This window comes from Aestuariirhabdus haliotis, from assembly GCF_023509475.1.
Classification (GTDB): domain Bacteria; phylum Pseudomonadota; class Gammaproteobacteria; order Pseudomonadales; family Aestuariirhabdaceae; genus Aestuariirhabdus; species Aestuariirhabdus haliotis.
The window spans coordinates 1-20432 of record NZ_JAKSDZ010000052.1; the positions used below are offsets into that span (position 1 = coordinate 1).

The 20432-nt window shown below is 53.5% G+C and carries 15 protein-coding genes; 8 read left to right on the forward strand and 7 right to left on the reverse strand.

Annotated features, from left to right (window positions below; all coding sequences use genetic code 11):
* Positions 1-280: 280 nt before the first annotated feature.
* The 6 genes from MIB40_RS17325 to can all read left to right on the forward strand — a co-directional run bounded on the left by MIB40_RS17325 (position 281) and on the right by can (position 6876).
* Entirely contained in the window at positions 281-928 is a 648-nt protein-coding gene (locus tag MIB40_RS17325; protein ID WP_249696756.1) for an OmpA family protein, read from the forward strand.
* Positions 929-1108: 180 nt separating this feature from the next.
* Entirely contained in the window at positions 1109-2656 is a 1548-nt protein-coding gene (locus tag MIB40_RS17330; RefSeq protein ID WP_249696757.1) for a 2-isopropylmalate synthase, read from the forward strand.
* 13 nt (positions 2657-2669) lie between these two features.
* Complete coding sequence (locus MIB40_RS17335) at positions 2670-3593, forward strand: hypothetical protein (protein ID WP_249696758.1); 924 nt, start codon at positions 2670-2672, stop codon at positions 3591-3593.
* Positions 3593-4075 (forward strand): ribosomal protein S18-alanine N-acetyltransferase, encoded by a 483-nt coding sequence (rimI, locus tag MIB40_RS17340; RefSeq protein WP_249696759.1) that lies wholly within the window; start codon positions 3593-3595, stop codon positions 4073-4075. The genes MIB40_RS17335 and rimI overlap by 1 nt, the downstream gene beginning before the upstream one ends.
* A 200-nt stretch (positions 4076-4275) precedes the next feature.
* On the forward strand, positions 4276-6189 hold the full coding sequence (locus tag MIB40_RS17345) for a bifunctional metallophosphatase/5'-nucleotidase (RefSeq protein WP_249696760.1): 1914 nt from the start codon (positions 4276-4278) through the stop codon (positions 6187-6189).
* A gap of 45 nt (positions 6190-6234) precedes the next feature.
* Complete coding sequence (gene can / locus MIB40_RS17350; RefSeq protein WP_249696761.1) at positions 6235-6876, forward strand: carbonate dehydratase; 642 nt, start codon at positions 6235-6237, stop codon at positions 6874-6876.
* Positions 6877-6897: 21 nt separating this feature from the next.
* Here the strand turns inward: can and MIB40_RS17355 are convergent, their stop codons facing one another.
* Positions 6898-8295 carry a phenylacetate--CoA ligase family protein gene (locus tag MIB40_RS17355; protein ID WP_249696762.1) on the reverse strand — a complete coding sequence of 466 codons (1398 nt, stop codon included), beginning with the start codon at positions 8293-8295 and terminating at the stop codon, positions 6898-6900.
* Between the two features lie 161 nt (positions 8296-8456).
* Positions 8457-10910: a penicillin acylase family protein gene (locus MIB40_RS17360; protein WP_249696763.1), complete on the reverse strand. Its 2454-nt coding sequence runs from the start codon at positions 10908-10910 to the stop codon at positions 8457-8459.
* Between the two features lie 268 nt (positions 10911-11178).
* Here MIB40_RS17360 and MIB40_RS17365 point away from each other — a divergent pair, with 268 nt between their 5' ends.
* Positions 11179-13167, forward strand: a complete 1989-nt coding sequence (locus MIB40_RS17365) for a methyl-accepting chemotaxis protein (protein WP_249696764.1) — start codon at positions 11179-11181, stop codon at positions 13165-13167.
* Positions 13168-13268: 101 nt separating this feature from the next.
* On the opposite strand, the gene MIB40_RS17370 is transcribed toward MIB40_RS17365, so the two are convergent.
* From MIB40_RS17370 to MIB40_RS17390, 5 genes are all read right to left on the reverse strand, one after another.
* A complete protein-coding gene (locus MIB40_RS17370) occupies positions 13269-13838 on the reverse strand; it encodes a response regulator transcription factor (protein WP_249696765.1) in 570 nt (189 codons plus the stop codon).
* Between the two features lie 73 nt (positions 13839-13911).
* Positions 13912-15174: an ATP-binding protein gene (locus MIB40_RS17375; RefSeq protein WP_249696766.1), complete on the reverse strand. Its 1263-nt coding sequence runs from the start codon at positions 15172-15174 to the stop codon at positions 13912-13914.
* A gap of 13 nt (positions 15175-15187) precedes the next feature.
* Positions 15188-16516: an amino acid permease gene (locus MIB40_RS17380; RefSeq protein WP_249696767.1), complete on the reverse strand. Its 1329-nt coding sequence runs from the start codon at positions 16514-16516 to the stop codon at positions 15188-15190.
* Between the two features lie 99 nt (positions 16517-16615).
* Positions 16616-17779 carry an L-lactate dehydrogenase gene (locus tag MIB40_RS17385; RefSeq protein ID WP_249696768.1) on the reverse strand — a complete coding sequence of 388 codons (1164 nt, stop codon included), beginning with the start codon at positions 17777-17779 and terminating at the stop codon, positions 16616-16618.
* A 60-nt stretch (positions 17780-17839) separates the two neighbouring features.
* Positions 17840-19213 (reverse strand): GntP family permease, encoded by a 1374-nt coding sequence (locus tag MIB40_RS17390; protein WP_249696769.1) that lies wholly within the window; start codon positions 19211-19213, stop codon positions 17840-17842.
* Positions 19214-19505: 292 nt separating this feature from the next.
* Between MIB40_RS17390 and MIB40_RS17395 the strand changes: the two genes are divergently transcribed.
* The gene (locus tag MIB40_RS17395; RefSeq protein ID WP_249696770.1) at positions 19506-20045 is read left to right on the forward strand and encodes a hypothetical protein; all 540 of its coding nucleotides are present in this window, start codon (positions 19506-19508) and stop codon (positions 20043-20045) included.
* The last annotated feature ends 387 nt before the right edge of the window (positions 20046-20432 follow it).

Sequence of the window (20432 nt, forward strand, 5' to 3'; positions counted from 1 at the left end):
CCTTGTCCAGGTCTCGACATGAACGGCAGGCTTCGCCTTGATAAAAGCCATTTTTAGGATCGCATAGCTCTATCTGAATTAATCAGAGGTGCCTTGAGTCGCCACGCGACGATTGAGTGGCCTTGTTGGGGCTTGGGTAATCGGTAGACTGTGATACGGATTACCCAACCTTTACATTTATTTTGCTACATTGAGCATCACATAACGTGGCGTGAGACAGGAATCGTCTGGCCACTGTTGGCTTTGAAGGTGCAACATTCGACTATTAGGACCCTTGAATATGATCAAACAGATTGCCGCTATTTCCCTGACTGGTTTGCTGTTGGCTGGTTGCCAGACGACCAACCCCTATACGGGTGAGCAGGAGGTGAATAAAACCACCAAGTACGGAGGCGTGGGTGCCTTGGCGGGGGCCGTGGTTGGCGGCCTGGCCAATGGTAAAAAAGGCGCTTTGGCCGGAGCTGCTCTGGGTGGTGCTGCCGGTGCTGGGTATGGTTATTACACCGACCAGCAGGAGGCCGCATTGCGTCAGCGCCTGCAAGGCACTGGAGTGCAAGTGCAGCGTACCGGCAATGACCTCAAGTTGATTATGCCCGGAAATATCACCTTCGCGACCAACTCTTACAATATCCAATCCAGTTTCTATAGCGTGCTGGGCTCCGTCGCACTGGTGCTGAAAGAGTTTGACGAAAATCCGGTAGAGGTTGTGGGTCATACTGACAGTACCGGTAGCCGCCAGCACAACATGGGGTTGTCCGAAAAACGTGCCCAGAGCGTGGCCAGTTACCTGGTCAATCAGGGTGTTGCGGGCCCCCGCATTACCTACTTCGGCGCCGGTCCCGATCAGCCCATTGCCAGTAATGGTACCAAACAGGGCCGTGCCCTTAACCGTCGGGTAGAGCTTAATTTGCGTCCACCAGCGCAGTAATCTCTGGCCTTGGGCTTAGATCAAAATCAGCTGTCTTCGGGCGGCTGATTTTGGTTTTGCATGGCGTATTTTCCTTAGCTCTTAGCTGGTAAACTGCTTTGTTAGATGAGCCAGATTGATCGGTACCGGGCGCTAACAAACAGCGCTTTGTGCCGAAAAAAATAACAGGAGATTTTAAGCATGAGCAATGATCGAGTCGTGATCTTTGATACCACGCTGCGTGATGGTGAGCAGAGCCCGGGTGCTTCCATGACCCGCGAGGAAAAAATCAGGATTGCTCGTGCCCTTGAAATGATGAAAGTAGACGTCATCGAAGCTGGCTTTCCCGTTGCCAGCCCGGGTGATTTCGAATCGGTCAAAGCGGTGGCTGATACCATTACCGGCAGCACGGTTTGCGGTTTGGCCAGAGCCCTTGATGCCGACATTGACCGTGCCGGGGAAGCGTTAAGGGGAGCTGCATCGGGGCGCATTCACACCTTTATCGCGACTTCACCCATTCATATGCAGCACAAGCTGCGTATGGAACCCGAGCAAGTGGTCGAGCAGGCGGTACATGCGATTAAGCGCGCTCGTAACCTGATCGATGATGTCGAGTTCTCCTGCGAAGATGCGGGTCGCTCCGAGATCGATTTCCTGTGTCGCATTATTGAAGCCGCTATCGATGCCGGTGCCCGTACCATCAACATTCCGGATACCGTCGGCTACGCCATACCGCATCAGTTTGGTGAGACGATCGCCCAACTGATTGAGCGGATACCCAACTCCGATAAAGCGATCTTTTCGGTGCACTGTCATAACGACCTGGGGCTGGCGGTCGCCAATTCCCTGGCCTCGGTTGTTCAGGGTGCTCGACAGGTCGAGTGCACGATAAATGGTTTGGGTGAGCGTGCTGGTAATGCTTCTCTTGAAGAAATTGTGATGGCCTTGCGCACCCGTAAGGATCTACTGGCTCTGGAAACAGCCATCGATACCCGACACATCGTCTCCACCTCCAAACTGGTGTCCGGTATTACCGGCTTTCCGGTGCAGCCAAACAAAGCCATTGTCGGTGCTAACGCGTTCGCCCATGAGTCCGGGATTCATCAGGATGGTGTGCTCAAGCACCGGGAAACCTACGAAATTATGAGCGCTGAGAGTGTCGGTTGGACAACCAATAAAATGGTGTTGGGCAAGCATTCGGGCCGCGCTGCTTTCAAGAGCCGCCTTGAAGAGCTGGGCATCGGTTTTGAGACCGAGACCGAAATGAACGCCGCTTTTGCCCGGTTTAAAGCCTTGGCGGATAAAAAGCATGAAATTTTTGATGAGGATCTGCAGGCGCTGGTGAGCGATACCCTGGCGGCCGATGTCAATGAGGTTTATAGCCTGGTGTACTCGGAGGTTTGTTCGCGTACCGGGGAAACACCGCTGGCGCGAGTGACCCTCAGTGTCGAGGGACAAGAGCACAGTGTTGAATGCGCCGGCGATGGTCCTGTCGATGCCGTATTCAAGGCGATTGAGCAGATTGCCAATTCCGGTGCGACCTTGGCGCTTTACTCGGTTAATGCGATAACCAAGGGCACCGATTCCCAGGGGGAAGTTACTGTACGACTGGAAAAAGCTGGGCGTATCGTCAATGGTTCTGGCGCTGATACTGATATTATCGTGGCCTCGGAAAAAGCCTATATCAATGCGTTAAACCTGCTGGCCAACTCTATCGAACGGGCCCACCCACAAATCGTAGATCTGTAAACGGAATCCAGTTTTGCACGAGCATAAGCGGCAACAGTATCTTGAAGCGATGGACATTCAGCCCTGGTTCGCTCGTAAGCTGTTGCCTCATGCAAAACCCTCGGTGCCTTATCGTTGGGATTGTCCGGACGATGCTGTAAAGAGTGCCCCCCCCTCCGTTCACGCTGGCGACTCATCGCCGCTAACTCAAGGGCTGAACGCGGCCGATCAGGTCTCGGCGGTAGCAGGGCTAGCTACCGAAAAAGCTGAGAATCAGGCGCAGCCTGCTGTGCCAGCACCGGCTTCGGGAGCTGGCCGCGACGTCCTGGCGGCACTTAAACGGACGGCATTGGACCCTGACACGGCCAGTGTTGCTGCCACCCCTGCCGCACCATTAAAAGCGCGTAGTGAACCATCGTCAGTTTCAGCGGATAAATCGGTCTTGGCGGTTGCAGAGCCTTCCTCCGATTCGTTTTCTGCACCAGAAGTGCCCCGATGCCGTTTGGAAGTGTTTGCACTGAGCTCAACCCATTGGGCGGTGGTAGATCTACCCCATTCAGAAGTCGGGGGCTTTACTCGTTTTCATCAGAGCCTGTTACAGGACATCCTTCGCAGTATCGACTGGCCGTTAATGCTGGACACCAGGAACAGTTTTCACTGGCCGTTGGTGGACAACGGCGCAATCGATCAGGGGCTTGGTGTTGCTCAGGATACCCTGCGGGGATGGCTGCAGCGAGACGAGCATTGGGATAAGGCGAGCAAGCTATTGTTGCTGGGCCCCCAGGCGATCAGTTTATTGCTGGGTGACAGCCTTGAGCCGGGCAAGCTGGTTCGTGAAGCGGACAAAACCTTCCTACTTTGTCATAGCCTCAACGCCATGATGAAACTGCCGGAATTAAAGCGTGACACCTGGCGTTGTTTGCAGTCCTATCTGAGTAGGGTTGAGGAAAGCAACTAGTGGTGAATGAAAAGGACTACCATTTTCGGCCGATGGAAGCGTCCGATCTGGATGCGGTGATGGCCGTTGAAGTACGCGCCTACAGCCATCCCTGGACCCGAGGCATTTTTGCCGGTTGCCTGAAACCGGGGCACAGTTGTTGGGTGATCGAAAAAGGCTCGCGATTGATCGGCCATGGAGTTCTCAGTGCAGCCGCCGGTGAAGCTCATTTGCTGAATATTACCGTCAGCCCGGAAACCCAAGGGCTGGGCATCGGGCGGCATTTTTTGCACCACTTTATTGATATTGCCCTGGGCGTCAAAGCGGAAACCCTGTTTCTTGAGGTAAGGCCTTCTAACTTGCCTGCCGTGCATCTGTATGAATCGATCGGCTTTAACGAAGTTGGACGTCGCAAGGACTATTATCCGGCGGTTGAAGGTCGCGAAGATGGTTTGATTATGGCTTACAGTATTGCCGCGGATTCACTGTGGACAGATGACTAAGCAGGATTGTCGTTGGCGCCTGTTAGGGTCGTTATCAGCAAGCCGTATCGGCTGATTGATTCCCAGGTACTGCGAATTCTGGGGATCTATTCGTCACCGCTTTGTCGCCTTTAAATACTGTAGGGCGCCTCGCCCCGGGTTACACTGTGTAACGATTTCTTATTCTCCTAACAATAACGACCCATAGATGGATCTTTTCTATGCTTAATTATCTGCGGACGCTGGTCTGTGTTTCACTGCTGGCGGTCACTTTTGCTGCCCAGGCGCAACAGATCACGATACTTCACACCAATGATTGGCAGTCACGCTTTTTGGGCTTTGGTCCCAACCTTGAGTACAGCCCCGAAACCATCAATGACGATGAGACCGTCGGTGGTCTGGCGCGACTCGCAACCCTGATTGATCAGCGCCGGCAACAAGCTGCCGCGAACGGCCCGGTGCTGTTGCTCGATGGGGGAGATTTCAGTATGGGGACCCTGTTTCATACCATCACCCGGGAAACTGGTGCGGAGCTGCAGCTATTAACCGAGCTGGGTTACGATGCGGTCACTCTGGGCAATCATGAGTTTGATTTTCGCCCGGACGGTCTTGCGCAGATGTTCCGCTCGGCGCAGTCCCGGCGCGCCGATCTGGTGCCGGTGGTGACGTCCAACTTGCAGTTTGATAGTCAGGATCCTGCGGATGACAGCCTGCAAGCGGTGATGGATGATGGACTCATCCGTGAAGGTTTATTGATCGAACGTGGCGGAATCACTTTTGGTCTGTTTGGCCTGATTGGTGTCGATGCCGCTGAAGTGGCACCCAATAAAGCCCCTGTTACTATGGCCGATCAGGTCGCTACGGCGCAGCGAATGGAAGCTTCGTTACGCGCTGACGGAGCCGACCTGGTGATCCTTCTGTCGCATATGGGGGTCACGCCTAACGGCGGCAGTCAGTGGCATGGCGAAGAGGTGGATATTGCCGAGCAGGTACCGGGTATCGATCTGGTGATCGGTGGCCATTCCCATACCCCTTTGAGCCAACCGATTGTTGTTGAGGGAACTCCCATCGTTCAGGCGGGTTCTGAAGGTCAGTTTCTGGGTGAATTGGTGTTGAACTGGAACGAGGGTGAGTTAAGCATCGAAAAATACCAGCTGTATCCGATCGATGACCGTATTCCGGGAGACCCAAGAATCATCGCTATGATCGATGATTGGAAGCAACAAGTTACTGAGAAGGTACTGAAACCGGCGGGCTATTATTTTGACCAGCCTTTGGTAACGACGCCTCGCACCCTGACCCGTGCCTATGAGGACCCGGTATTGGGTAACCTGATCACCGATGCATTTCGCCGGGCAACCCAGGCCGATATTGCGCTGACAGGTAATGGCACGATACGGGATGATGTCTGGCTGGGTCAGAGCGGTCAGCAAAGTGTATCTGATCTCTATCGCATCGAGCCATTGGGTGTCGGTGAACTCAATGATGATCCTGGCTATCCGATGATGAAGGTCTGGTTCACGGCAGCTGATTTAAAGAGTATTTTTGAAGTCCTCTTACTGGGCTACCAGCTGCGAGGTGACGCCTATTACCCTCGTCTCTCAGGGGTGCGGGTGACCTACAATAATTATCGGCCGCCGTTTGACCGGGTCACCAAGGTCGAGCTTGGCGGGGCAGAGCTCGGTTATGTCGAGCTGGATCTTTCCAGAGACAATACCGAACTCTATAGTATCGGCGGTACCAGTTATGTCGGAGGATTTACCTGGTTAATTGGCGACATCAGTTATGGGCTCCTTGATGCCACGCCCAGGGATCAGGCGGGCAATCCCGTTGCGGATATTCGTCAGGCACTGGTGGATGGAGATTTAACCCAACCCGGGGTGCAGGAGATCAAAGCCTGGAAAGCGATACTCGATCATTTAAGTGCCCTGCCAGACCACAATGGCGACGGCATAGCTGATATTCAGCTGGACGTCATGACTGAAGAGGTGCGTATCCTGCCAGCATCCAGTCTCAACCCATCGGCCGTATTGGCCAATGCCGGTATGATCGCCTGGGGGGTATATGGGCTGGTTTTACTGCTGTTGATACTCAGTGCATGGTTACTGTTACGTTTCTTTAAAAAACGGACGTAGGACTCTTGATATACTGCGGCAGACTCCTGAATCTGGATGGCAATTATGACTGACCTGACAAATCTGATGCAGAATAATCGAGCATGGGCTGAAAACATCACCCGTGAAGATCCTGAGTTTTTTAATAAACTGAGCCAGCAACAATCGCCTGAGTACCTATGGATAGGTTGCTCTGACAGCCGGGTTCCGGCCAATGAGATCGTGGGCCTGTTGCCGGGAGAACTGTTCGTTCACCGCAATGTGGCCAATGTGGTGATTCATACCGATTTGAATTGCCTGTCGGTGCTGCAATATGCGGTTGAGGTGCTAAAGGTGAAGCACATCATCGTGACCGGGCATTATGGTTGTGGTGGCGTCAGAGCGGCGCTGGGGCAGGAAGATCTGGGCTTGATCGACAACTGGTTACGGGTGATCAGGGATATCTACTACAAGCATCAGGAGCGCTTTAAAATGCTCACCGATGAAGATGCTCGTGCCGACCTGTTGTGTGAGCTCAATGTGATCGAGCAGGTCGGCAATGTGTGTCACACCAATATCGTGCAAAATGCCTGGAATCGAGGACAGCAACTATCGGTGCATGGCTGGATCTATTCGGTCAAAGACGGCATCGTGAAGGATCTCGGAGTTCGCGTCGACGGTGCCGAACAGATACCCAAGGCCTATCATGTAGGAGCCGACGACAGCTAGCCGTTCATTGCTCTGGCTAGCTTAGTTTACGGTTTCCCTCGATGCCTCGTGCGGTTTTGCCGAGGCATCTTCGCTCCAATTGGCTGTCAGTTTACTGCTGACATAGCGAAATTTCCCCGAACGCTCTCGAGGCAGCTCTTCCAGCCGTTCAATAATCACCTGCACGTCACCCAGTCGTTGGCGTACCCCTTCAATAATCGTTTCTTCCACAGTGGCAGAATAATCGCTACTGGTGACCAGCTGCAGGCGAATCTCGTCGAGGCTTTCCTGCACGATTCGAAATTCACGGACCGCATCCAGGTCACGCAGAATATAGATCAGGGATAGTGCATGCAGCACCGTGCCGTCACGGGCCATAAGAAAATCGGTCGTGCGGCCTTCGATGCTTTCCAGCAAGGGAAGGCCTCGACCGCATGGGCATGCGCCAGGGCTAAGCCGAGCAAGATCTCCTGTGCGATACCGTACAAAGGGAAACTCATGGGTCGCCATATGAGTCACCACAACTTCTCCGCGTTCGCCGACCGGTAATGGTTTACCATCGGCATCGACAATCTCGACCACCATATCCTCAGCACTGATGTGCATGCCTCCGGAAGGGCATTGATGGGCGATAAAGCCGGCATCCCGACCCCCGTAACCGTTGGCGGTAGGGGCGCCGAAAACCCGTTCGATGACGCGTTTCTGATTGTCGTATAAGCGCTCCGAAGTAACGAAGATGACTTTGATACCTAGCTGGTCGAGGGCGATGCCTTTACGCTCGGCGTAGCCGGCGATCAGCGCCAGTGCCGAGGGGTAACCAAACAGCATGCGGGGGCGAATACGCCTTATGGTATTTACATAGCGTTCGACGTTGGCTTCGCTCATTTCGAACGCGGGTAATAGGTGGCTGCGAAATAGCCAGTCGCGCCACACCCGCATTCGATCCTGGCTGCCGAGTTCCACCGGCGAGCCCCAGACTACCAGTTCGGGATCACCAATATCCACATTCCACCATCGGGTGGCGCGCCATTTGGCGGCGATATCATGGCTTTTTCTTGCTTTACCGACCAGAAACTGTAGCGGCTCGCCACTGGAACCACCGGTATTAAAGCGGGCCAAAGGGCCGGCATCTTCAGCGACTAACTGGTTTTGCTGGTTTCGAATCAGGGCTTTATCCATCAGGGGTAGATATTGTAAATCATTGATGGAACGGAGCTTCTCCGGGTTGAAATTCAGCCGCTTGAACAGTTCCCGGTACCAGGGCACCTGAGTTCCAATGCGGGTCAGGAAGGCACGCAGATTGGCCAGTTGCAGTTGTTGAATCTGTTCAGGGTTCAGCCACTGGGATTGCTCCAGCTGCTTGTGGCATTTAACACTGCTGTGCTGCTTGAGAGACTCATGCAGGGGAAAGAGGAACTTGGCAACCAGAGCTGTGTACATGGCGATCCATCGCGTTAGGCTAGAGGTGCCTATGAGTATGGATCAAAAACAGGCGCTTGGCTGTATTGGGCCTGTCAAAGGTGGGGTTTCCTCATTTGGGCACCATGCCGACCATTGCGCCTGTTTCTAAAAATCGACGCAATGGTTGAGGCAGGAGAAGGCTAGGGAATGAGCTCTAATCTTCCGCTGGTCACCTGCTCGATCTGTTGTCGATTCATCAACTGACTGCGATAACGGCCCTGGTTATAGAGCCTGGCCTGATCATCGAAATGGGTATCGAATGGGTTGCCCGATTGACCCACCGGATTGATTCCCTGAGCCTGCTCGACATTGGCCAGGGGTATGATGCGCCGGGTAGACGGGTTGCTGCTGACCCGATACTGGTTTTCGGCATAGGTATAGGCCATTTTGCTCAATGAGCGCTTGCTGCTGTCGATCGGAAAAGGGCCGACATTAAACAATTTGTTGAGTGGTTTTACCTTGCCCAATGGATGTGGGTGTTCGATGCTGTGGACCTTGCCCCATTGCCAGCTCGACGTGTCGTCACCAAACTGGCTTTGCAGTGAGGCGATGGCCAGTTGCCAGGCGGCGGCCAGAATCTGATCACGGCTTTCCCTGTGCGCGGTCTCGCGTCGGTCCCACCAGGGAGAACTTTCGTTGGCCAGTATTTGCTGGAAACTGTTATCGGCCATAAAGGTCTTGATAAAGATCGGCTGTCGATCGCCCAGTTCGTCGGAGAAAGTTTGCTGCAGGGCAAAATAGTAGGCACGTTCGAAAATGGTGGCACCGATGCTATCCAACGGGTAACGCTTGTCCCAGTTGCTCAAGGCATTGAGCGCATCTTGAGCAACGCCTTGTTGCGGTTCGGTAAGGCTCGCCAGCAAACGCTGGCGAAAATGATCATTCAGCGCCCCTTCGGTATCCAGCTGAATTGCCTTCATCTCTTCCAGTGTCCAGCCACGACGGTCCCCATTGTTTTCCGGGCTCAGCAACTGGTTCAGGCGTTCTGCCCGGTCCGCCGAGGCATAATAGCCAGGAATCATTGGCTCGCCATCTCGGGAATAGGGGTGGTTGGCGGAGAAAATAATGCCGTTGTCCGGGTTCACCCGGCGGGGGTTATGACTGAAGTCGAGATAGCCCCGAATGTCCTGTTCGCCGCTGGCGCCGTCCAGGATGTTCATGCTGTGCACTCCGGGAGCACGGTTCGGCAGTCTTCCCGTGGCCCAGATGCCAATATTGCCCTCGGTGTCGGCATAATTGATATTGAGGCCTGGCGCCCAGATGTCCGCGACTGCAGCTTCAAACTGTTGCATATTACGAGCGCGGTTGACCCGGTAAAGAGCGTCTACGGTATCGTTGTTGGCATCGGTGAAGGTCCAGAAGATAGACACCGGATTTGTGTTGTTCTCGAGCTTGATGGCCGGCTTTGCCAGGTCACTGATGATCGGACCATGGCGTGATTCCCGTACGGTAATGGTGACCGGTTCTGCTCCCTTGACCAGAATCGTTTCCTGGCGACTCTTCAGGTTTTCCCACTGGTCACGGTTTTTGATCTGTTGTGGATTCTTCGGGTTGCTCTGTTCCTGATAGAAATCTATATCGTCGTTCTCGAACATGGTTAACCCCCAGGCGTGATGCCGGGTATTGCCCAGCACCGCAAAGGGGATGCCCGCCAGATAATGGCCATAGACTTCATAATCGGGGCTGACAATATGGGCCTCATACCAGACGGCGGGTACGGCAATACCGATATGCGGGTCGTTGGCCAGAATCGGCTTGCCGCTGTCGGTACGGGATGGCGCCAACACCCAGGAATTGCTGCCGATAAAATGCCCGGCGGGAAACATGGACTCATTGATCTGTAGCACCTGTTGACTGATCGACAACAGGGCAGGGTTCATAGCCACTAATGGGGCGGGCTTACTGTCCGAAGCGGTTAATGGGCCACGGCTATCTTGCGTAGTAAAGGCTCCCTCCAGATAGAAGGGCGCCAGATCCTGAAGGTATTGATCGCCAAGTTCCTGTCCGATCCAGTGATAGAGCGGGTCGGTTTTGAAGGCTCCGGCAAAGCTGTAAGCCATATACCCCAGGGTGTGACCAAGATCTTCGAGGGTAAAGGGTTTTACCTCGGTGCGAAGAATCTCATACTCCAATGGTTTGGCGCGGGTGGCAATGTAATGGTTGATACCCGCCTGGTAGGCACTCATCAGCTTGTTTTGAGGCAGCTCGGGTTGCTCGCGCATACGGGTGGCAAGCTGAGCGGCGTAACGGTTGATCCCGAGGGTTCGAAACAGCTGGTCGGTGTCGAGCATGGCTTCGCCAAACAGTTCGGACAGGGTGCCGGATCCCACTCGTCGTAACAGGTCCATCTGGAACAGACGGTCCTGCGCGTGCAGGTAGCCCAAGGCTCTCAGGGCATCTTCGGTGCTATCGGCGTAAATGTGGGGCACGCCCCAGTCGTCGTAGAGAACTTCGACCGGGTTGGATAGATTGGGAAGGTTCAGGGAACCATCGCGAACGGCTTGCTCGGATTGGACAAGGAAATAGACCCAGAGTGCAACAAGCATAAACAGAGTGAATAGTACAAAAAACACTCTTTTTAAAAGGTGGCTCATGATAGAGTTCCGATATTATCATTATGAATCGATAGTGGAACATACGTACGTTTGAGTCAAGGAGGGCAATTGACATTCAGAAGGGGCGTAAACCAGCTAAAGTTTTAATAAGAACATGCCGACAAACCTGATGCGATGCATCTGATTTAGGCGGGTTCGAAGGGGATACCGGAGAGTATGCCGTCGCTGTTTACATAATCATAACCCACCAATGAAGTGGGAATCTGCGCCCTTCAAGTAAGTAGCAGACTATAGATAGGAGAGAGTGATGTCCCTGAAAGTAACCCATCGAATAGGCCTCGGGTTTGCGGTGTTAGTGATTTTATTGCTGGTGACAGGAGGCGCCGGGTTACAAAGTATCCTCAAATTGAGCGATAGCATGGATGTGACAACCAATGAGGCAACGCCCTTATTGATCAATAGCAGTGAGCTAAGTCTGAGCCTGATGGCGGCTAACCAGGCGTTGATGGCTTACCGCATCGAAAACAATCAGGATGAGCTTGCCGGTCATCGTGATGCTTTTGAAAAACATACCCAAAACTACCAGCAACTACGCACCAATCTACAAGCGCTGGCTGACCAGGTAGGTTTGGCTGGCCAGCTAAACCAGCTGGATGCCCCGGTTAAGCAGTTTATCGATAATGCCAATGGCCTGCTGGTTGAACATGCCAACTTCTTGCGAGTTGAGAGTTCGCGGAAAGTCGCCGAAGAAGACTATCTGTATGAAATGGATTTTGTTGCCGCCGAACTGGCCTTGCTGGGTGAAAATTGGGCTGGCAACGAGACCAGTAGAAAGCATAAGGAGATGCTCAGTCTAATTGGCGCCCTGCGCAACCGGGTGGATGATGTGTTGTCAGCCAAAGATAGCGAAACGACCAACGAAGCCGTACAGGAAGCGCAAGGAATGATGGCTGAGCTGGACCAGTATCGAGAATGGTTCGGTGCCAATGACCCTGGCTCTTTTGATGCGTTCGCCGAATCTTACGAGATTGTTCATAAGCAGGTCATGAGCGAAGAGGGGTTGTTGCAGTTATACAGTGTGGCGGTGGATGCCGAAGAGAAAACGGCATTGCAGATGGCATCGATTACTGCGGCGCTGGATCAGGCAACCGGGATTACCAATACCCTGATGGAAAAAGTCCGTGGTGTGGCGTTCGAGGCGCAGACCTCGGCTAATGACACAGTCGGTTGGGGGAAGACATTGATTATGGTGATTTGCCTGCTATCGGTGGTCTGTGCACTGGGCGTTGCGGTGTGGGTTGGGCGCAGCATACATAACCCGCTGAACCGGGTGAACCTTATCCTCAAGCAAATAGCCGATGGGGATCTCACCCATACGCTCGATGACAGTGGCCGCGATGAATTCGGAGTTCTGGCTACCCAGGTGAATCTGTTGGTGTCCAGGTTGCACGACCTGATTTCACAGATTAATGAGAGTTCGGAGAAAGTTTCGCAGGCTGCAGGCAGCGCTCGTAGAGTAAGTGAGAACTCACTCCAGGCCATCGAGTCTCAGCGTGAACAGACCACACAGGTGGCTTCGGCGGTGACCGAAATGGGGGCAACGGCGCAGGAGGTGGCTGGCAGTGTCGAGCAGTCGTTGCAAGAAGTTGAATCTCTGAATGAGGTTGCGGATCAGAGTCAGCAGGTGATATTGACCACCATCGGTGAGATACAGAACTTGCAGACAGCGGTTGTGGATTCGGCTGAGACGATTCATCGCCTGAACGAATACAGTACCGAGATCGGCTCCGTGCTCGATGTGATTCGTACCATCGCCGAGCAAACCAACTTACTGGCTTTGAACGCAGCGATTGAAGCGGCTCGTGCCGGTGAGCAGGGACGCGGTTTTGCGGTGGTTGCGGACGAAGTACGCGCGTTGGCCAGCCGCACCCAGAAATCCACCCAGGATATTCAGCAGACGGTCGAAAAATTGCAGTCCCAGGCATCCCAGGCCGCCAGTATGATGTCGACCAGTTCGTCGCAAGCCTCCAACTGTGTCGAGCGTAGCCAGCAGACGGAAGACGCGCTGGAGAATATCGTGATTGGCCTTAACCGAATCAAGGATATGAGTGCGCAAATAGCCACTGCGGCGGAGGAGCAAAGCGTGGTCAGTCAGGAGGTCACCCAGAGCGTTACCGGGATTGCCGATATGGCAGAGATGGCTTCCGAGAACGCGCAACAAACCGCCAGTGAAAGTGATTCCTTACAAACCATGGTCGAACAACAAAATGTGCTGATTCGCCAGTTCCGCATCTAGCCCGTCGGGTTTATTAGATGAACAAAAGAGCCGCCTTATGGGCGGCTCTTTTGTGTGCCCGGCTTGCTGTCCAGGGCGATCTTGTTGCGGGGATTTGCGTGTCAGGTCTCGTCGGATTCTGTGCTGACCCCCTGGGAGGCCGCCGGGGGTTTTTGCAGCTTGCGTTGCAAGGTTCTGCGGTGCATTCCCAACACCCGTGCGGTGGCCGATATATTGCCTTGTTGTTCCTGCAGTATGCGCTGTATATGTTCCCACTCCAGTTGGTCAACCGACAGCGGGGCTGAAGGTTTGAGCTGTGTCGGGTCCGCGGGTTGGCAAAGTAAAGCGCTGACAACCTCATCCGCATCGGCGGGTTTGCACAGGTAGTTGTTGGCCCCCAGTTTTACCGCTTCAACGGCGGTTGCAATGCTGGCGAATCCGGTTAGCAGCACAATTTCCATCTTTGGGTTGGCGGTTTTCAGTTCCGGTAACAGGCTGAGCCCTGATTCGTTCAGGAGTTTGAGATCAACGACGGCGTAATCCGGAGTGTGACGCTCCAGTAATTTCTGCGTGCTGGCACCATTATCGGCCGTAAAAACATCGAAGCCCCGGCGTCGCATGGCGCGGGCCATCACTTGTAAAAAGGTGGCGTCATCGTCAATCAGTAGCAGTTTGGGCAGGCTGTCGGTCATAGGTTCGGGCAATCTGTCAGAAGTGGGTTGGCAATGTTAATAAGCACTCGATATGAACGTCGCTCACCACAGGTTAGTGCTTGGTGGTAACGGAAATAACAGGGAGCTGTACCTCGGTTATGGTACCTCGTTCACTATGAGGGTAAAGCCTGACCTGTCCGCCCAGGCGCTCAATGGTCGCCTGGCTGAGGCTAAAGCCAATCCCCAGGCCTTCGCGTTTATCGGAATAGAAAAGCTCTCCCAGATGCTCTGCTTTTTGCGCAGAAATTCCCTGGCCAAAATCGCGAACCCTGATCAGCACGGTATCCTTCTGGCGTTGAACTTCCAGGATTATTTCCGGACTTTGGTCTGCGGCGTTATTTAACAGATTCAGCAGTGCCTGATCCAGGGTGGGATCCCAGCTAATGGCCCATTCACGGGCGGCATCGGGCAGTTCAAGTTGCAGGCGGGCTTCCGGTCGCATCAGCTGCCAGCGATCCAGCAATCGGGTCAGCACCTGGCGCGTGGGCAGCGTTTGTAAGTCTGTGGTTTGGCTCTGGTCGACCAGTGTCCTTAAGGAACTTTTGCAGAAGCCGATCTGTTCCTGCAGGCATTTGATATCTTCCATCAGGGTTTGATCGTTTGGGTGATCCTGCTCCATCTCCCTGAGTAAGGTGCGCATGGTCGAGAGCGGAGTGCCGAGTTCATGGGCCGCTCCTGCGGCCTGGGTGGCAACCGCCATCAGTTGCTCGTTGCGTAACTGATGTTCCCGGTGGCTGGCCAGCTCCTGCTGTTTCAGGCGCAGGGCGCTGGCCATGCGGACGACAAAAATAGTAATCAGCAAGGCGCTGACGACAAAGGTCAGCCACATACCGATGACATGCAGTTGCGCCATATGGGCCAGGTTTCCCTGTACTCGAATCTGAGGATAGAGTTCGGCCAGCGGCACATAAAAAAATAGCAACCCGCCATAACAGAGCAGACAAAATAGCAGCATTGCGGTCGCATAGGGCCAGGCCAGGGTGGCGGCGGTAATACTCAGTGGCACCAGATAAAAGGAAATAAAAGGATTGGTGGCGCCGCCGCTGAAGAAGAAAATCAGGCTCAGGGTGCACACATCAAACAATAACTGGCCGAACAGTTCTGCCTGGGTAACCGGAGCGGTGGCCCGTAAACGCCATAAGGTGGCGACGGTCATCAGGGTGCAAACCAGCAGAATAGAACCCAATACGGGGAAGTTAAGCAGCAATTCCATTTGCTGCTGCGCCCAGATCAGCGCCAGTAATAATGAACCAATAAAGAGCGCCCTTATGATGCACAGGCGTTGCAAATTAGCCCGGGGTGCGAAGGCGATCATCGGACTTGTCCTATCAGCTTTCTGCGGTGACGCTGTTCTTGCTGCTTTTCCACTTGACCCAGCTATACACCGGAAGTCCCAGCATCAGCAACAGGAATCCCCAGTACACGGTGTCCTGACCCGATCCGGCAATGGCCCACAGACCATAGAAAAAGCCTAAAAGGGCAATCACGCTGTGGCCCAGCAGGCGTTCCTTTTGCAGTTCATTGCGTCGCTTGCTGTAGATCATCAGTTCGGCGATCGCAGAGAAGCTATAGGGGATCAGGGAGGTGAGTGTGGCCAGCAGAATAATAAAGGTAAAGGTTTCCACCAGGCCTTTGGTGTAGTTCATCATCATCAAAATAGTGATTAGCACACTGGAGATGATGATGCCCATATAGGGTACACCGTTTTTATTGACCTTATTGAAAATCTCCGGAAACAGGCCATCGCGAGCAGCGGCATAAGGCACCTGTCCTTGTAGAATCATCCAGCCATTAAGAGCGCCAAAACAGGAGATGACGGCGGCCAGGCCAATGACATAATAACCAACATCGCCCCACATCAAGCGGGCGGCGTCGGCAAAGGGAGCCTGCGAGTTGGCCAGATCGGCGGGATCAATCATGCCCATCAGGGAGACGGTGGACAGAATATAAACCACGGCGCAAAGTAACGTGCCCAATACGGTGGCACGAGGAATAGTGACTCTGGGGTTGTCGACATCGTCGGCAGGAACGGTGGCCGATTCAAGGCCAAGGTAGGCCCAAAGGGTGAGCGCCGCACAGGCGGTAATCGCAGAGAAGTTGGATTCGCCGCTGCGGTTAACCGGGGTAAAGTGATCCAGGTCGAGAAAAAACAAACCGGCGATGGAGACCGCCAGCAGCGGTATGGTTTTTAATACGGTGGTGACCAGTTGCACGATACCGGCGGTGTGAACGCCGCGAATATTAACCAGTGACAGACCCCACAGAGCTCCCAGTCCGACCAATATGGAAGCCACCGGGTTGGCACCCAGTGAGGGAAAGAACACGGTCAGGTAGCTGACGAAGGCGACGCAGATAGCCGCGTTGCCCGCCCAAACGGCAATCCAGTGGCCCCAGGCAATAATGAAGCCGGCAAAGTCCCCCAGACCTTCGCGGGAATAGGCATAAGGCCCACCGGCTTTGGGCACCAGAACCGCAAGGCGGGCAAACACCAGTGCCAGTAACAGAGCGCCAATGGAGGTGAAAATCCATCCGGCCAGGCTGATGGCGCCATAAGAGGCGAGGGAGGCCGGAAGCAGAAAGATACCAGAACCGATCACATTGCCTACTACGAGCGAGGTGCAGATCCAAAGCCCCAGCCCTTTCTTCTCAGTTTCCATGTAACACTCAAACTCTAAAAAAATGAGCGGACATTATAGGAGAGCCCCGTGCTGAGGGATATAGCCCGCTTTCGATTGCGCTCTTTTCACTGGCCGATGTCACAGGTTTCCGGGTTCAACCAGCTCAGGGACGAGTTCATCGATACGGTTGACCCCCATCAGTGCCATGGTTGTTGCCACTTCCTGGCGAAAGATCTCGAGCATATCGCGCAAACCTTCTTCTCCCGCAGCAGCGACGGTCCAGATCCAGGGGCGACCGATCAGCACACCCCGGGCACCCAGAGCCACCGCTTTCACCAGATCCACACCATTGCGAACGCCGCCATCGAGGTAAACCTCCAGTTGGTCACCGACCGCGTTGATGATAGCGGGCAGTTTTGCAATGGTCGACGCAGCGCTGTCCAGTTGACGTCCACCATGGTTGGAAACGATCAGTCCGTCGGCACCCAATCCGGCGGCGGCCTGGGCATCTTCCGGCTCCAAAACTCCTTTGATTAGCAATTTGCCTTTCCACTGCTCGCGTAACCAGGCGATATCATCCCAGGTAACGCCGGGGTCGAATTGGGATTCGACAAAATCCCGGTAAGTGCCAAGGTCCGTGGCGCCAGCTACCAGCTCGCTGAGGTTACCCAGCGTGTGGGGTTTGCCTTTTAGCCCGACATCGACAATCCAGTTAGGGCTGGTGGCCAGTTGGCAGAGACGGCTCAGGCGGCTGCCGGGGCGATTCCCCACCATGCCATTGCGAATATCCCTGTGACGCATACCGGCGATGGGCAGATCAACGGTAAACACCAGCGTATTACAGCCCGCGGCCTTCGCACGTTCCATCAGGGATTCGACGGCACTGCGGTCGCGCAGCATATACAGCTGAAACCAGAACGGAGCCCCGGTTGCCTGCTGTACCTCTTCTACCGGACACACGCCGACCGTAGACAGGGTAAAGGGAACCCCGGCCGACAAGGCCGCCCTGGCACCTTGCACCTCGCCCCGTTGGCGCATCATGCCGGCCATGCCAATCGGCGCTAATGCCAGCGGCATGGAGGCTTCCCGTCCCAGCAGATCGGTACGGGTGTCCACCCTGGTCACATCGACCATCACCCGTTGTTTCAGAGACAGCCGCTTGAAGTCATCGACGTTGCGTCTCAGAGTGAGTTCCTCGTTACAGCCGCCGTCGATGTAATCGAACAGAAATCGAGGCAAGCGCCGACGCGCTTGTTGCCGGTAATCTAGCGGCGTGACGGGAATCGAAGGACCGAGTTTCATTAAGGCTTCCTCGCGTTTTTATGGGTGGAGTACCGGCGAATGGATCAACAAACCTTGTTATTAATACAGTACCGAAGCCAGCGTCATGGTGCACAGCGTCGCAAAAACCGGAATCACGACCGTAATGACGCCAACATCCCGATAGGCTTGTTTATGGGTCAAGCCGGTTATGGTGAGCATGGCGACGACGGCACCGCAATGGGGCAGTGAGTCGAATCCGCCGCTGGCCATGGTGGCCAGTCGGTGCAGCACAGCGGGCTCGATACCCATTTGTAAATAGGCGGGGGCCAGTGTCTGCATAAAGATCTGCAAGCCTCCGGAAGCCGAACCGGTAATGGCAGACACCAGGCTGACCGAGCCAAACATCGATACTAACGGCGGCAGATCGGATTCCAGCACCAGCCGCACAAAACCCTCGAACCCGCTGGTATGGGTGACCACGCCCCCGAAGCCGATGACGGCAGCGGTGTTGATCAGCGGCATAATGGCGTCCTGAGTGCCATGACCCACCACATCAAAGGCATTGCGACGAACGCTGGAAAACAAAACGATAGCCAGCAGCGTGCCACAAAAAAGTGCGATGCTGGGCCACACAATGGGCTGGCTGTTGGCAAATTGCAGCAGTTCGATAAATGGTCCTTCACCTTGAGCCAGAGCTTCGGGAAAGGCCATCTTGATCAGACGGGGTGCGAGGATGGTTCCCAGCACAGCAATCAGCGGCAGAAGGGCAATCTGCCAACGAGGGTAGTCTGACTCGTCGACGCTGGAGATCTGATCGCGCGGCCCGGCCACAAAATGCTCACCATTGGCCAGCGCCTTCTTGCGCTGTTGCTCGAGATACCAGATCCCGCAAACAAACATAATGGCGCCGCCAAAGAGACCCAACCAGCCGCCCGCGAACAGGTCTGTCTTAAGGGCAACCGCAGAAATCACGTTATGAATCGATGGCGTTCCGGGCAGGGCGGTCAGGGTGAATGTCCCCGCCCCTAGTGCCAGTGCGGCGCAGAATAATCGTTTGGGTATATCCGCCTCTTGCAGCAAGCGCAGCCCCAGGGGATACATTGCAAAAATCACCACAAAGACGACGACACCGCCATAGGTCAGCAATGCACAGGACAGGGCGGTAATCAGCAACGCACGCTGGGCGCCCAGGCGCCTGATCAGCGCCATGGCTATGCTTGATGCGGCATGACTGGCCCCCATCACCCGACCAAAAATAGCACCGGCGGCGAACAGCAGGAAAAACTTACCGGCAAAGGTAAAGGCCCCCAGCGGGCCAAATGAGAAATACTCGGTTAATCCCTGGGCCAGCGGTAAGTCGTTAGTGATGATCACCAGTAACGAACAGAGCAGAGCGGCAAAGACGATATCCACCCCTCGCAGCGCCAGCCATATCAACAGGGCAACACTGCCCAGTAGTCCTGCATATTCCATGCTTGATCTCCGCCATCTTTATTGTTGTTGTCTTATAGGGAGTTATCTTACCTGTAATTGGCGGTGTATTGGTAATATGGAAAAATATGTAACGGGATATTTAGGCGGCACTGGGATAAATTTAGGGCGTGTTCTAATATGCGATAGTAAGTCGGGTGGTGAAGGTGTAGGAAAAGTTGTGATTTAGATCGTTTGGTTTATTGAGCGGGTGTCAAATGTAAGACCCGACCCCGTTTTTTTCTCCTATAGATTTGATTGAATTCTTAGACTAATTTAAAAATAGATTTTACATATGAAGAAAATTGGATTCAGTGGCGGTAGTTATACAGCAAGGATGGGTGATGTTAATGATGTAAAGTCCTTTTTTTATTGCATTAACGAATTCTTAGGGAAAGATAATAATGCCAAATATGACATTATCCTGAATAGGTTTTACAGGCATTATTTAAAGCTTGAAGAGCTTGATTCATCGCTAGAGTTGATGGATGAGGTTAGAGAAGCCTTTTCAAGAATAGAGCCATCTAGTGTTGAATGGGATAAATTACTCTCTCGCGACTCAATATTAGATGTTGAGCAGGAAAGTTTAGCAGATGTATTTTCTAAATATTTTAATAAGTTTAGCGATGTTATCGAAGATGCAAAATTTTATTATGAGGATTGGAATTCTTATAAAGCAGTAAAAATTGTTATCGCCGATGTTCCTGATCTGGTTAAGTATCAAACGCTACCAGAAGAGGAATATGATTCGGTAGTTGGTGATCCACTTTGGGTTAGAGATGCGAATGGAGAGAATCCTTTAGGATTTGAAAATAATATTGCTTTTATTAAATGACCCGAATTCAAATCCACTGTCTCTGCTGTCTCTGCTGTCTCTGCTGTCTCTGCTGTCTCTGCTGTCTCTGCTGTCTCTGCTGTCTCTGCTGTCTCTGCTGTCTCTGCTGTCTCTGGGGTCAGGCCTTACGTTTGACACGTTCCCTTTACCGATAGGGTTGTTCATAGCAAACAGGGAAGAGATATATGACCAGACCATTATGGATCGAATACGTAGGGCCGATCTGTCATTTAATGGCCAGAAAAATCTCTTGGGCCAGAAAATAAAATAGGTTTTATTCGGTGGTGATGTAAAATGTAATGTATGACTCGCCCTCCTTTTGCAAGTATAACGACAAATTAGTTTGCGGTAATGTATCCGGGATCTAAATGAGTAACTAATTTCTAC